Source organism: Pseudomonas entomophila, from assembly GCF_029193575.1.
GTDB lineage: Bacteria > Pseudomonadota > Gammaproteobacteria > Pseudomonadales > Pseudomonadaceae > Aquipseudomonas > Aquipseudomonas entomophila_G.
In genome coordinates this window covers 103,415-115,875 of sequence record NZ_JARGCS010000009.1, presented here as the reverse complement: position 1 = coordinate 115,875, position 12,461 = coordinate 103,415, and the positions used below count along the sequence as shown (strand labels likewise).

The following is a 12,461-nucleotide window of genomic DNA, read 5'->3' as shown; positions in this document are numbered from 1 at the left end:
ACGTTGCGTCGCGAAAGGGCCGCATCGCGGCCCCGGCCCGTTCAGCGTTTGGCGATGATGTACACCGCGTGCACGATCCCCGGGATGTACCCCAGCAGGGTGAGCAGGATGTTCAGCCAGAACGCCCCGCCGAACCCGACCTGCAGGAACACGCCCAGCGGCGGCAGGATAATGGCGATGATGATGCGAATGAAGTCCATGCGTGCGTCTCCTGTAGGGTTCCCAACAGAGACTAGCTGGGCGTGCAAGAGGTTCCACTGTTGCCAGGGGTCGGTAAGAGCAACTGCCTTTGCTGTGCCTATGCCGGCCCCACCGTCAAAACCCCAGGCAAAAAAACGCCCCAGGCCAAATACCACAGGCCAGGGGCGACGCGCAGGTTACGCCAGACGGTTCATTGAATTCGCTCGATCAGGCCGACGCCTCCCGGCGCCCCTGCTGGCGCGCATGCAGCCGCGCAAAGGCCCGTGCCAGGCGTAACAGCATCTCGTCGATATTGCCCTTGCTCACGGTCAGCGCTGGAGAGAAACGCAACACATCCAGCTGCGGCGCATTCAGCAACAACCCCTCCTGCAACGCCGCCTCGACCAGCCCCCGTGCACACCCCTCACGCAGTTGCAGCGCCCACAGCAAGCCCTGCCCGCGCACCTCGCCCTGGCCGTAACGCCCGGCCAGTCGACTGAGCCCGTCACGCAGGTGACGCCCCGCGTCCTGCACCTGCTCGAAGAAGCCGGGCGCCTGGACCGTCTCCAATACCGCCAGGCCGGCGGCGCACATCAGCGCGTTGCCATGATGGCTGCCGTCGAGTTCCCCCGGCGCGGCACAGCACGCGATACCACGAGCCAGCAGTGCCGCCAGAGGCACACCGCCGCCCAGGCCCTTGCCCAAGGTAACGATGTCAGCGCGCACGCCATAGGTCTGCTCGGCCAGCAGCGCACCGCAGCGGCCCATGCCGGTCTGCACTTCGTCGAGGATCAGCAGGATGCCCAGTTCCCGGCACAACCGCTCGACACCCTGAAGGTATTCGCGGGTCGCTGGAATCACCCCAGCCTCCCCCTGAATCGGCTCCAGCATGATCGCCACGGTGCGCGAGTCGACCTCGGCGTGCAGCGCCGCCAGGTCATTGAACGGCACCTTGCTGAAACCCGGCAGGCCCGGTTCGCAGCGATTGCACGGCAGCGGGTCGGAGGCCGACAACGCGCCCAGGCTGCGCCCATGGCAGCCCTGGCTGGCGGTGATGATGTGGTAGGCGCCGTTGCGGTGCAGCTGGCCCCATCTACGCGCCAGCTTGATCGCCCCCTCGCAGGCTTCGGCGCCGCTGTTGAGCAAGTAGGCCTGGTCGCTGCCGGTGCTCTGGCACAGGCGCTCGACCAGGTTCAGCAGGCCCGCGCTGTGATAGCCGGCGCCAGGGTTGATCAGCGCCTGGGCCTGGCTGCCCAACGCCTTGGCCAGCACATCGGGGCTGTGGCCGAGGCTGTTGACCGCGCCGCCCTGGGTGAAGTCCAGGTAGGCATGGCCGGCGTCGTCCCACAACCAGGAGCCCTGGCCCCGCACGAACACCTGCGGCGCCCGCCCACTCCCGGGCATCAGCCGCTCACGGGCCCGCTGCGGGGCCTGCGCTGGAGGCGGCACGGCAGGCAGGGGCTCGCCGACAGGGGCCGAGCGGCGCAGCTTGAACAGGTTCATCGGGGCTCCAGGCAATCACGTCAGGCGGTGGTCAAGGCGCCCCGGTCTGTGCCGGCGGTCGATCGTTTGCCTTGCCTATCAAAAGTGTTTCGTGGCCGGGGGTGAAATCCATTCCAGGAATGCTTCAGGCCTACGGAATACGCCGATAGACTAGGCCTGCCGGCGGTGCGCGGCCATTTCGTTTTTTCAGCATTTTCGATAAGAAGAACTTATGGATTTTCGCCAACTGCGTTATTTCGTCGCGGTCTATGAAGAGGGCCACGTGGGCCGCGCGGCCGAGCGCCTGTCACTGTCGCAGCCGGCGCTATCGCAGCAGATCCGCCAGTTGGAGCACAGCCTCGACCTGAGCCTGTTCGAGCGCAGCAACAAGCGCCTGCTGCCGACCCTCGCCGCCCATACCCTGTACAACCATGCCCTGCCGTTGCTCGACGGCTTGCAGCGCGCCCACGAAGCCATGCGCGGTTTCAAGGGCCAGTCGCTGCGCACCCTGGCCATCGGCGTGCTGCAAACCGTGCGGCCAAGCCTGGTGCCGCGCTTGCTGGAGAAGGTGCGCCGGGCGCAGCCGCACCTGGTGGTGCAGATCTACGAACTGTCGGGGCAGGAGATCGAACGGCGCCTGCTCAACGGCAACCTGGATATCGGCATCAGCTACCTGCCGCCCCGCCAACCGGGGTTGCATGGCTTGCTGCTGTACGAAGATGAACTGCAGCTTGTCATCCCCAATACCCACCCCTTGAAGGACTTCAAGAAGGTGTCGATCAGACAAGCGGCCGAACAACCGCTGCTGATGCTCGGGGAAGAATTCCAGATCCGCCAGATCTGGCAGGCGCAGTTGGCCAACCTGGGGCGCAGACCGCAGGTGCAGGCGGAAATGAACAACATGGCGGGGATTCTCGACAGCCTGGCGCACACCGCACTGGCGACCATCTTGCCAGGCCGCGCCAAGGAGGCCGCCGAGGATGACCAGGCGCTGTTGTGGAAGCCATTGAGCGAGCCACGGGTACCGCTGAAGGTCGGCCTGGTGTTCCGCGATGCGCAACGTCAGCAAGCGTCGGTGGAGCTGTTGCGGACCCTGCTGGAAGAAGAAAGCGACGCCCGGCCACTGGAGGGGCGCGGCTGAAAAACGCTGGACGAAGAAAACCCCGCCGAAGCGGGGTTTCCTAGACTGTTTCCCTGACATCCTTATCGCCCCACCGTCCTGGCGGGAAATCCTACGTGTCCGTGTTCTGTCCTTCGCGCTTCCTGCGCTACGTCCATGTGACAAAGATTAACCGTGGATCCAATTATTGGAAAGAGGCGAAAAGTCACCACGTCACGTAAGAGAAAGCTTACAAAGATAAGGTTTTTCAGCCATTGCGTTTTAACCCACGGCCGACCCATCTCACGGGTACTCCGTTGCATGCACAATCAACGGGTACCTGTGGGGGCTTGCCCCGCGATGGCTCACCTCGATCGGTCAGAACTGCTCGGCGTCCAGGAGGTACAGCGACTCGCTGCCCGCCTTCACCGACGCCACCAACGACTGCACCCGCGGCAGCAGCCGGGCGAAATAGAACCGCGCCGTGCCCAGTTTCGCCCCATAGAACGCCTCGTCCCCCTCGCCCGCCTGCGCGGTGCGGGCCATCAGCGCCCACATGTAGGCATAGGCCACGTAGCCGAAGGCATGCAGGTACTCCACCGACGCCGCGCCAATCTCGTTGGGGTTGCCCTTGGCCTGCTCCAGGACCCATTCGGTCAGCCCGTCGAGCTGGTCCAGCGCGCCCGCCAAGGGTGCGGTGAACTCCCCCAGGCCCGCGTCGGCACTGGCAATGAACTGGCGGATCTCGTCGGAGAACAACCGGTAGTAGGCGCCACCGCTGGCCACCACCTTGCGACCCATCAGGTCCAGCGCCTGGATGCCGTTGGTGCCTTCGTAGATCTGGGTAATGCGCACGTCCCGCACCAACTGTTCCTGGCCCCACTCGCGGATGTAACCATGGCCGCCGAACACCTGCTGGCCATGCACCGCGCACTCCAGGCCCAGGTCGGTGAGGAACGCCTTGGCCACCGGCGTCAGCAGCGCCACCAACTCTTCGCTGCGCGTGCGCGTGGCGGCGTCTTCGCTGTACTTGGCGCTGTCGAGTTGCATCGCGACATAGGTGGAGAAGGCACGGCCGCCTTCGATCAACGCCTTCATGGTCAGCAGCATGCGGCGCACGTCGGGGTGGACGATGATCGGGTCGGCGACCTTGTCCTTGGCCTGCGGGCCGGTCGGCGCGCGGCTCTGCAGGCGGTCGCGGGCATATTCGACGGCGTTCTGGTAGGAGCGCTCGGCCGACGCCAGGCCCTGGATGCCGACGCCCAGGCGTTCGTAGTTCATCATGGTGAACATCGCCGCCAGGCCCTTGTTGGGCTCGCCGACGATATAACCGACCGCCTCGTCGAAGTTCATCACACAGGTGGCCGAGGCCTGGATGCCCATCTTGTGCTCGATCGAGCCGCAGGTCGCCGGGTTGCGCGCGCCGAGGCTGCCGTCTTCATTGACCAGGAACTTCGGCACCAGGAACAGCGAGATGCCCTTGGGCCCCGCCGGGGCGTCCGGCAGCTTGGCCAATACCAGGTGGATGATGTTCTCGGTGAGGTCGTGCTCACCGCCGGTGATGAAGATCTTGGTGCCGGAAACCTTGTAGGAACCGTCAGCCTGCGGCTCGGCCTTGGTGCGGATGATACCCAGGTCGGTGCCGGCATGGGGCTCGGTCAGGCACATGGAGCCGGCCCACACGCCGGCGTACATGTTCGGCAGGTACTTTTCCTTCAGCGCTTCGCTGGCGTGGGCGTTGATCGATAGGCAGGCCCCGGCCGTGAGCATCGGGTACAGGCCGAACGACAGGCTGGATGCGTTGACCATCTCCTCGACCTGGGCCGAGATCGCCTTGGGCATGCCCATGCCGCCGAACAGCGGGTCGCCGCCAACGCCGACCCAGCCACCTTCAGCGTAGGTCTTGTAGGCCTCGATGAAGCCTGCCGGGGTGCGGACGTTGCCGTTGTCCCACTGGCAGCCTTCCTCGTCGGCGGCACGGCTCAGTGGCGCGATGCTCTTGCCGGTGACCTTGCCCGCCTCTTCCAGCACGGCGAGGGCAGTGTCCGCGTCGACCGCCTCGGCCAGCCCGGGCAGTTGCGCCCACAGGTCGGCGACCTTGAAGACTTCATTGAGTACGAAGCGCATATCGCGCAGCGGCGCTTTATAGTCGGCCATGACAACCTCTCGCTAGCAGGGTCGGGGCGGTCTGCGGACCGCACTCTGGGTTGCCTGCAGTGTAACCGAACAACTTTTGCGAGACATAGGGTCATCACGCGACCGTATAGTTCATTTCAGTCACGCAGTGCGAATGGCGCCGCGCCGCGATTGCTGGCCCGAGACCATGACGCAGTTGCGCCCCGCGCCCTTGGCGCTATACAGCGCCTGGTCGGCGGACTTGAGCACCTCATCGGGGTTACGGTGCTCAGCCAGGCGCTCGGCGACGCCGATACTGATGGTCACCGATACCGTGTTGCCTGCGGACCCGGCGCGGCGCTGGCGTCCCGCCGAATCGTCCTGGGGCCGGTTGTGCTGGTCACGCAGTTGAATCGCGTAGTTGGCGATCATCTCGCGCACTGCCTCCAGGTGCGGCAGGCATTCCTCGGCGGTCTTGCCAGCGAACACCAGGGCAAACTCCTCGCCGCCGTAGCGGTAGGCGCGGCCGCCACCGGTGACTTTCGACAGGCGGCTGGCGACCAGGCGCAGCACCTGGTCACCGACGTCGTGGCCATGGGTGTCGTTGAATTTCTTGAAGTGGTCCACGTCGGTCATGGCGATTACGTAGTTGCGCCCCAGGCGCTGCATGCGCTCATTCAGCGCACGGCGCCCGGGCAGGCCGGTCAGCTCGTCGCGGAAGGCCATCTGGTAGGCCTCGTGGGAAACCGCGGCGGCGATCATCATCATCACCTGGCTGCACATGATGTTCAGGGTGAAGGGCAGGATGAAGGTCTGCGGCAACATCCAGAAGATACCCAGCAGCCCGATGACCTGCGCCGCATGCAGGGGCCTGGGTTCACGCAGGTACTGCACCACCAGCAGGACGAACACCACCAGGAACAGCGGGTAGACCATCTGGATCAAGGCCATCCACTGGCCGTGCAACGCCGGCCAGCGGATCTCTGCCAGCCAGGCCAGCAGCGCCTGCGGGAAACTCTGCTCCAGCGCCAGCGCCACGCTGCCGACGGCGAACAGCACGGCGAAGCGGGCGAGCATGTCCTGGGCCAGGTGGGTGCGCTCCTGCCAGGCGCCGAACAACCCGTAAAGCGCGGGCAGCAGCAGGCACACCAAGTGGAAGACTACGGCCGCGTCCTCGCGCACGTGACCGTTGTCGCGGTAGTAGTCGGTCTGGGTATCGAGCAGGAAGTAGGCGATGTACACCGTGACCATCAGGAACAGCTCGCGCTGGCGACGGTAGACCGCGCAGTAGGCACCGCCGAGCAGCAGCACCAAGGTAGGCAAGACGTTGAACAGGGACGTGAAGAAGACGCTGAGGTCCCTGACGTACGCCGCCGCGAGCCCCGACACCAATAACAGCAGTGAAGGCAGGAAGTGGCTCGCGCGTACCGCGGATAAACGAAACAAGGGTAATCTCCGACCCGGCAGATCGATAATGGCATTGTGCCCATAGTTCATCGGCAGCGCACATGAATAGATGAATACGGATCGCGCGTCGTAGGAGTTTTCTCGTTACCGGATAAGACAGTTGCACTCACAGGCACACCCCGCCGGCCCCGCGATGAGGCCGGTACAGGCAAGAAAAAACCGCCGGCCGGTTAAGGCAGGCGGTTTTTCGTACAGCTGCAGGGCTTAGATCGACAGACCGAAGTCTTCTTCCTTCATCGCCATCAGGTTGTCGGCACCCGACAGGATCGCCGCCACGTGGGTACGGGTACGCGGCAGGATGCGCTGGAAGTAGAAACGCGCAGTCTGCAGCTTGGCGGTGTAGAACGCCTCTTCACTGGTGCCGGCGGCCAGTTTCTCGGCAGCCAGGCGGGCGATGTCGGCCCAGAAGTAGGCCAGGCAGGCGTAGCCGGAGTACATCAGGTAGTCCACCGAAGCGGCACCGACTTCCTCGCGGTCCTTCATCGCGGCCATGCCGATCTTCATGGTCAGCTCGCCCCACTCCTTGTTGATCGCGGCCAGCGGGGTGACGAACTCCTTGACCGCCTCGTTGCCTTCCTGGGCCTGGCAGAACTTGTGGACGATCTTGGTGAAGCCCTTGAGCGCTTCGCCCTGGGTCATCAGCACCTTGCGGCCCAGCAGGTCGAGGGCCTGGATGCCAGTGGTGCCCTCGTACAGCATGGAGATACGGCTGTCGCGCACGTTCTGCTCCATGCCCCACTCGGCGATGAAGCCGTGGCCACCGTAGATCTGCACGCCGTGGTTGGCGGCTTCGAAACCGACTTCGGTCATGAACGCCTTGGCGATCGGGGTCATGAAGGCCAGCAGCGCATCGGCCTTCTTGCGCTCTTCCTCGTCCTGGCTGTACTTGACGATGTCCACCTGCTTGGCGGTGAAGTAGACCATGGCGCGGTTGCCCTCGGCGAAGGCTTTCATGGTCAGCAGCATGCGCCGCACGTCGGGGTGGACGATGATCGGGTCAGCGGCTTTTTCCGGGGCTTTCGGGCCGGTCAGCGAACGCATCTGCAGACGCTCGCGGGCATACTTCAGGCCACCCTGGAACGCCACCTCGGCGTGGGCCAGGCCTTGCAGCGCGGTGCCCAGGCGAGCGGTGTTCATGAAGGTGAACATGCAGTTCAGGCCCTTGTTGGCGGGGCCGATCAGGTAGCCGGTGGCACCGTCGAAGTTCATCACGCAGGTGGCGTTGCCGTGGATGCCCATCTTGTGCTCGATGGAGCCACAGCTCACAGCGTTGCGCTCGCCCGCGCCGCCGTCGGCGTTGGGCAGGAACTTCGGCACGATGAACAGGGAAATGCCCTTGGTGCCCGCCGGGGCGTCGGGCAGGCGGGCCAGGACGATATGGACGATGTTGTCGGCCATGTCGTGCTCGCCAGCGGAGATGAAGATCTTGGTGCCGGAAACCTTGTAGGAACCGTCGGCCTGCGGCTCGGCCTTGGTGCGCAACATGCCCAGGTCGGTGCCGCAGTGCGGTTCGGTCAGGCACATGGTGCCGGTCCACTCGCCAGTGACCAGCTTGGTCAGGTAGGCCTCCTGCTGCTCGGGGGTGCCGTGCTCGGAGATGGTGTTCATCGCACCGTGGGACAGGCCCGGGTACATGCCCCAGGACCAGTTCGACTCACCGACCATTTCGCTGATCGCCAGGCCCAGCGACTCCGGCAGGCCCTGGCCGCCGTGGTCGACGTCATGGGCCAGGCTCGGCCAGCCACCTTCGACGAACTGCTGGTAGGCTTCCTTGAAGCCGGTCGGGGTCTTCACGCCCGACTCGCTCCAGGTGCAGCCTTCCTGGTCGCCCACGCGGTTCAGTGGGGCCAGCACCTGCTCACAGAACTTCGCGCCTTCCTCGAGGATCGCGTCGACCATGTCGGGCGTGGCGTCCTGGCAACCCGGCAGGCTCTGATAGTGCGCTTCGTAGCCGAGCAGCTCGTCGCGGACGAAGCGAATATCACGCAAGGGGGCTTTGTAATCAGGCATGGCGATGAACCTCTGTGATGAGTTCGGTGGGGAGACCGCGAATACCGACCAGCTCTTGGTGGCTTTCGGTCAAACAAGTGTTTGAAACTTACGTTTAGCTCCGGGCAATGTCAAGAACAGACCATGGTGTCATTTACGCCTCGAAACAGGCCATATGCGCCACGCAGGTACGAAAACCCTGTAGGAACGGGCTCGCCCCGCGACTACGTTCTGTCAGATGCTACAGACGACGCAATCGCTTACGAGCACGCGCCTACAGGCGAGTGAGCTGTCGGGGGTTAGGCGTAGGTGTCGATGAAGCGGCCGAGCATCTCGTCGGAGGCCTTGGCGACTTTCACGCCAAGCTCGAGCTGATGCTTGCCCAGCGCCAACTCGACGGTGCTGGTGGCCAGGTCCATCTGCTGGCTGCGATCGACCGCGCGCAGGCGTTCAGCCTGGAAGTCGCTGGACTGGCTGGTGGCCGAGCGTTCGACGCTGTTGCTGGCGATCTGGCTGGCGGCCTGGTCGACGCGGTTCTGCCCGGCCTGGATGGCGCCGAGGCCCGCATAGAAGGCAGAGCTACCGGTGATTTCCATTTCGGAACTCCAAGAAAGCGAAAGACGAACACGCTCCATTAAAGCAGCCCCGAGGCGAAAAGGCCCGTTTAAATCCCTAATAGCCTAGTGCCAGCCAATAGAGAGCGCTGAATCCCGCCCCTACAGGGAACCGTGTCAGTCCAGCAGGTCCAGTTGCAAATGCGCCGCCACGGCATCGGCAGTGGCCTGCTTGAGCTTCGGTACCCGTCCCAGGCACGGCGCCGGCAGCCGCTCGGCCAGGCTGGCGAGGTTCTCCTCCAGCCTGGAGGTGCGCGGGTCGACGATGTTCGCCACCCAGCCCGCCAGTTGCAGGCCATCACGCGCGATCGCCTCGGCACTGAGCAACGCATGGTTGATGCAACCCAGCCGCACCCCGACCACCAGGATCACCGGCAGCTTCAGGGCCATGGCCAGGTCCGACAGGTTGGCGTGGCCCGACAGCGGCACGCGCCAGCCACCAGCGCCCTCGACCAGGGTGAAATCCGCACCTTGGGCCAGCACCTGGCGCATGGCCGCCAGCAAGGTCGGCACACTCAGTGCCACACCGGCCTCGCGCGCCGCCAGGTGCGGGGCGATGGCCGGTTCGAAGGCGAACGGGTTGACCTGCTCATAGGGCAGCTTCAGCGTGCTTTCGTCGATCAACGCCAGCGCATCGCTGTTGCGCAGGCCCTTGGCCGTGACCGTGCAACCGGACGCCACCGGTTTGGCGCCGAGGGTGCTCAGGCCCTGCGAACGAGCGGCATGCAGCAAACCGGCGGCGATGGTGGTCTTGCCGACATCGGTGTCGGTGCCGGCGATGAAATAGGCCTGGCTCATCTCACGCCTCCTCATCCAGCGGCTTGCGCAGCACACCATAGACCACCTGGTAGGTCGCCGGCAGCCCCTGCGGCTGGCGGAACCGTTCATAGGCCTGCAGCAGCCCCTGCATCCGTGCCCGGCCGGTCAACCCCGAAGGGCGCCCCGGGTTGAGGTTGTGCGCGCCGAGGGCCTTGAGCTCGTGGGTCAGGCTACGCACGTCGGGGTAGTGCAATACATGGGGTTGGCGCGCCAGGCCCAGCACCTCGAGGCCACTGGCAGCACACTGGCGCTGGTAGTCTTCGAAACGGCGAAAGCGGTTGACGTGCACCAGCGCGTCCACCACCTGCCAGCTGGCGCGCAGCTCCTCCAGGGTACCGACGCACAGGCTGCTGAAGGCCAGCACGCCCCCCGGCCGCAGCACGCGCCGGGCCTCGCCCAGCACGCTGGCGAACTGGCCGCACCACTGCACCGCCAGGCTAGAGAACACCAAGTCGAAACAGGCATCGCGCAACGGCAGGCGCTCAGCGTCGCCGGCCACGTGATAACGCGCACCGCCCTGCGCGCATGCATGCCCGAGCATGCCCTCGGCGATATCCACCGCCACACCGGTCGCGCCGGCAAAGCGCTCGGCCAAGACCCGACTGAAGTGGCCCGTGCCGCTGCCCAGGTCGAGCCAGTGCGAAGGCGCCATGCTGGCCGGCAGTTGTCCGAGCAGGGCATCGCCCACCGCACGCTGCAAGGCCGCCACGCTGTCGTAGCTGGCCGCAGCGCGAGAGAACGAGGCGGCCACCTGGCGCTTGTCGGGCAGGGCACCGGGCAAGGTCGGTCGGGAAAGGTCAGTCATCGCCACTCTCATGCAGGAAACTCTTGATACCCGCCGCCAACTCCTGTGGGTATTCCAGCAGGAAGGCGTGGGAACTGTCTTCGACCAGGCCGACCTCCACGTCCGGCAGCAGCTCGCTCAAGGCCTTGGCCGCACCCGCCGGCACCAGCGCATCGCTACCGGCGAACAGATGCAGTTGCGGGCCGCCGTATTGCTCCAGGGCATGACGGGTATCGAGCTTGGCCAGTACTTCGAGGCCGGTGGCCAGGTACAGCGGGTCGATGTCCGGCACGCCGACGCCGAGCTGGCGCAGCAGCGTGCGCGGCTGCTGCGCGCCGTCGCTGCACAGGGTGCGGAAACGCTTGAGGGTGACCTGGGCATGGCTGCGGCAACCGTCGAGGAAAGTGCCGAAGGTGTCCTCGGCCATGCCGTGGGGCCAGTCCGCGCGGGCCACGAAGCAGGGGTTGCTGGCCAGGGTCAGCAGGCCGCAGCAGTGGTCGCCGCGCTTGTGCGCCAGGGCGCTGGCGAGCATGCCGCCGAGCGACCAGCCACCGAGCCAGGCATCGTTGGGCAGCTTGCGGTCGAGATGCTCGACCCAGGCTTGCACGTCGCTGTCCGCCAGTTCCGGCAGCGGCGCCAGTTCGACCTGCAAGCGCGGGTCCTGGGCACGCAGGCTGGCGGCGAGGGGTTCCAGTGACGCGGTGCCCAGCCCCCAGCCGGGCAGGAGAATCAGTCGGTTACGCATCGGCAGGCTCCAACTGTGCATGACATTCAGCCAATGCATTCAACAATAGCTGGACCTGCGCCGCACTGTGCGCCGCGCTCAGGGTCACGCGCAGGCGCGCGCTGCCGGCCGGAACGGTCGGCGGGCGAATGGCGGTCACCAGCAGGCCGCGCTCGCGCAGCAGGCGCGACAGCTGCAAGGCCCGCGCGCTGTCGCCGATCAGGATCGGCTGAATCGCCGTCGGGCTGTCCATCAGCGCCAGGCCGATCTGCCGGGCGCCCTCGCGGAACTGGCGGATCAACGCATTCAGGTGCTCGCGGCGCCAGCTTTCACGGCGCAGCAGGTCGAGGCTCTTGAGCGTGGCACAGGCCAGGGCCGGGGGCTGGCTGGTGGTGTAGATGTAGGGCCGGGCGAACTGCACCAGCGCCTCGATCAAGTCTTCGCTGCCGGCGACGAAGGCACCTGCGGTGCCGCAGGCCTTGCCGAGCGTGCCAATGAGCACCGGCACCTGGTCCACGCCCAGACCGAAGTGTTCGACGATGCCGCCACCGTTGGCGCCCAGGGTGCCGAAGCCATGCGCATCGTCGACCATCAGCCAAGCCCCATGCGGCCGCGCGGCCGCCGCCAGGGCCGGCAAGTCGGCGAGGTCGCCGTCCATGCTGAACACCCCATCGGTGACCACCAAGGTATCGCCCGTGGCCTTTTCCAGGCGGCTGGCCAGGCTGGCCGGGTCGTTGTGCAGGTAGCGGTTGAAACGCGCGCCGCTGAGCAAGCCGCCATCGAGCAGCGAGGCATGGTTGAGGCGGTCTTGCAACACCGTGTCGCCTTGCCCGACCAGCGCGGTGATGGCGCCGAGGTTGGCCATGTAGCCGGTGGAGAACAACAGCGCACGCGGGCGCCCGGTCAGCTCGGCGATGGCCTCTTCCACCGCGTGGTGCGGCGCACTGTGGCCGATCACCAGGTGCGAGGCGCCACCCCCGACGCCCCAGTGCTCGGCACCGGTGCGCCAGGCGGCGATCACTTCGGGGTGGTTGGCCAGGCCCAAGTAGTCGTTGCTGCAAAAGGCCAGCAACGGCTGGCCATCGACCACCACCTGCGGCCCCTGCGGGGTTTCCAGCAACGGGCGCTGCCGATAGAGGTCAGCGGCGCGCCGTTCGGCCAGGCGCGCCGCCAGGTCGAACGCCATGC

The 12,461-nt window shown here is 65.8% G+C and carries 11 protein-coding genes; 1 reads left to right on the top strand and 10 read right to left on the bottom strand.

All coding sequences use genetic code 11. The annotated features are described in order from the left end of the window. Window positions 1–41 precede the first annotated feature (41 nt). Together P0Y43_RS03505 and P0Y43_RS03500 are read right to left on the bottom strand one after the other, a co-directional pair. A complete protein-coding gene (locus P0Y43_RS03505) occupies window positions 42–200 on the bottom strand; it encodes a YqaE/Pmp3 family membrane protein (protein ID WP_009681539.1) in 159 nt (52 codons plus the stop codon). A gap of 208 nt (window positions 201–408) precedes the next feature. Next, window positions 409–1,683: an aspartate aminotransferase family protein gene (locus tag P0Y43_RS03500; RefSeq protein ID WP_275635917.1), complete on the bottom strand. Its 1,275-nt coding sequence runs from the start codon at window positions 1,681–1,683 to the stop codon at window positions 409–411. Between the two features lie 211 nt (window positions 1,684–1,894). Here P0Y43_RS03500 and P0Y43_RS03495 point away from each other — a divergent pair, with 211 nt between their 5' ends. Further along, window positions 1,895–2,803: a LysR family transcriptional regulator gene (locus P0Y43_RS03495; protein ID WP_275635916.1), complete on the top strand. Its 909-nt coding sequence runs from the start codon at window positions 1,895–1,897 to the stop codon at window positions 2,801–2,803. Between the two features lie 336 nt (window positions 2,804–3,139). On the opposite strand, the gene P0Y43_RS03490 is transcribed toward P0Y43_RS03495, so the two are convergent. The 8 genes from P0Y43_RS03490 to bioF all read right to left on the bottom strand — a co-directional run bounded on the left by P0Y43_RS03490 (window position 3,140) and on the right by bioF (window position 12,459). Beyond that, window positions 3,140–4,918: an acyl-CoA dehydrogenase C-terminal domain-containing protein gene (locus tag P0Y43_RS03490; RefSeq protein ID WP_275635915.1), complete on the bottom strand. Its 1,779-nt coding sequence runs from the start codon at window positions 4,916–4,918 to the stop codon at window positions 3,140–3,142. 120 nt (window positions 4,919–5,038) lie between these two features. Next, entirely contained in the window at window positions 5,039–6,322 is a 1,284-nt protein-coding gene (locus tag P0Y43_RS03485; RefSeq protein WP_275635914.1) for a GGDEF domain-containing protein, read from the bottom strand. Window positions 6,323–6,547: 225 nt separating this feature from the next. Next, entirely contained in the window at window positions 6,548–8,353 is a 1,806-nt protein-coding gene (locus P0Y43_RS03480) for a phenylacyl-CoA dehydrogenase (protein WP_275635913.1), read from the bottom strand. A gap of 278 nt (window positions 8,354–8,631) precedes the next feature. Further along, entirely contained in the window at window positions 8,632–8,928 is a 297-nt protein-coding gene (locus P0Y43_RS03475) for a pyrroloquinoline quinone biosynthesis protein PqqE (RefSeq protein WP_275635912.1), read from the bottom strand. A gap of 135 nt (window positions 8,929–9,063) precedes the next feature. Beyond that, window positions 9,064–9,744, bottom strand: a complete 681-nt coding sequence (gene bioD / locus P0Y43_RS03470; protein ID WP_275635911.1) for a dethiobiotin synthase — start codon at window positions 9,742–9,744, stop codon at window positions 9,064–9,066. 1 nt (window position 9,745) lies between these two features. After that, window positions 9,746–10,570 (bottom strand): malonyl-ACP O-methyltransferase BioC, encoded by an 825-nt coding sequence (gene bioC / locus P0Y43_RS03465; protein ID WP_275635910.1) that lies wholly within the window; start codon window positions 10,568–10,570, stop codon window positions 9,746–9,748. Continuing rightward, window positions 10,563–11,294 carry an alpha/beta fold hydrolase gene (locus P0Y43_RS03460; RefSeq protein ID WP_275635909.1) on the bottom strand — a complete coding sequence of 244 codons (732 nt, stop codon included), beginning with the start codon at window positions 11,292–11,294 and terminating at the stop codon, window positions 10,563–10,565. Before P0Y43_RS03460 ends, bioC begins: the two co-directional genes overlap by 8 nt. Next, window positions 11,287–12,459, bottom strand: coding sequence for an 8-amino-7-oxononanoate synthase (gene bioF / locus P0Y43_RS03455; protein WP_275635908.1), 1,173 nt, complete (start codon window positions 12,457–12,459; stop codon window positions 11,287–11,289). The genes P0Y43_RS03460 and bioF overlap by 8 nt, the downstream gene beginning before the upstream one ends. Window positions 12,460–12,461: the final 2 nt, after the last annotated feature.

Excerpts from the sequence above, each read along its gene's own strand:
- P0Y43_RS03505 (WP_009681539.1), bottom strand. The coding sequence starts at position 200 with ATGGACTTCATTCGCATCATCATCGCCATTATCCTGCCGCCGCTGGGC.
- P0Y43_RS03500 (WP_275635917.1), bottom strand. The coding sequence starts at position 1,683 with ATGAACCTGTTCAAGCTGCGCCGCTCGGCCCCTGTCGGCGAGCCCCTG.
- P0Y43_RS03495 (WP_275635916.1), top strand. The coding sequence starts at position 1,895 with ATGGATTTTCGCCAACTGCGTTATTTCGTCGCGGTCTATGAAGAGGGC.
- P0Y43_RS03490 (WP_275635915.1), bottom strand. The coding sequence starts at position 4,918 with ATGGCCGACTATAAAGCGCCGCTGCGCGATATGCGCTTCGTACTCAAT.
- P0Y43_RS03480 (WP_275635913.1), bottom strand. The coding sequence starts at position 8,353 with ATGCCTGATTACAAAGCCCCCTTGCGTGATATTCGCTTCGTCCGCGAC.
- P0Y43_RS03475 (WP_275635912.1), bottom strand. The coding sequence starts at position 8,928 with ATGGAAATCACCGGTAGCTCTGCCTTCTATGCGGGCCTCGGCGCCATC.
- bioD (WP_275635911.1), bottom strand. The coding sequence starts at position 9,744 with ATGAGCCAGGCCTATTTCATCGCCGGCACCGACACCGATGTCGGCAAG.
- bioC (WP_275635910.1), bottom strand. The coding sequence starts at position 10,570 with ATGACTGACCTTTCCCGACCGACCTTGCCCGGTGCCCTGCCCGACAAG.
- P0Y43_RS03460 (WP_275635909.1), bottom strand. The coding sequence starts at position 11,294 with ATGCGTAACCGACTGATTCTCCTGCCCGGCTGGGGGCTGGGCACCGCG.
- bioF (WP_275635908.1), bottom strand. The coding sequence starts at position 12,459 with ATGGCGTTCGACCTGGCGGCGCGCCTGGCCGAACGGCGCGCCGCTGAC.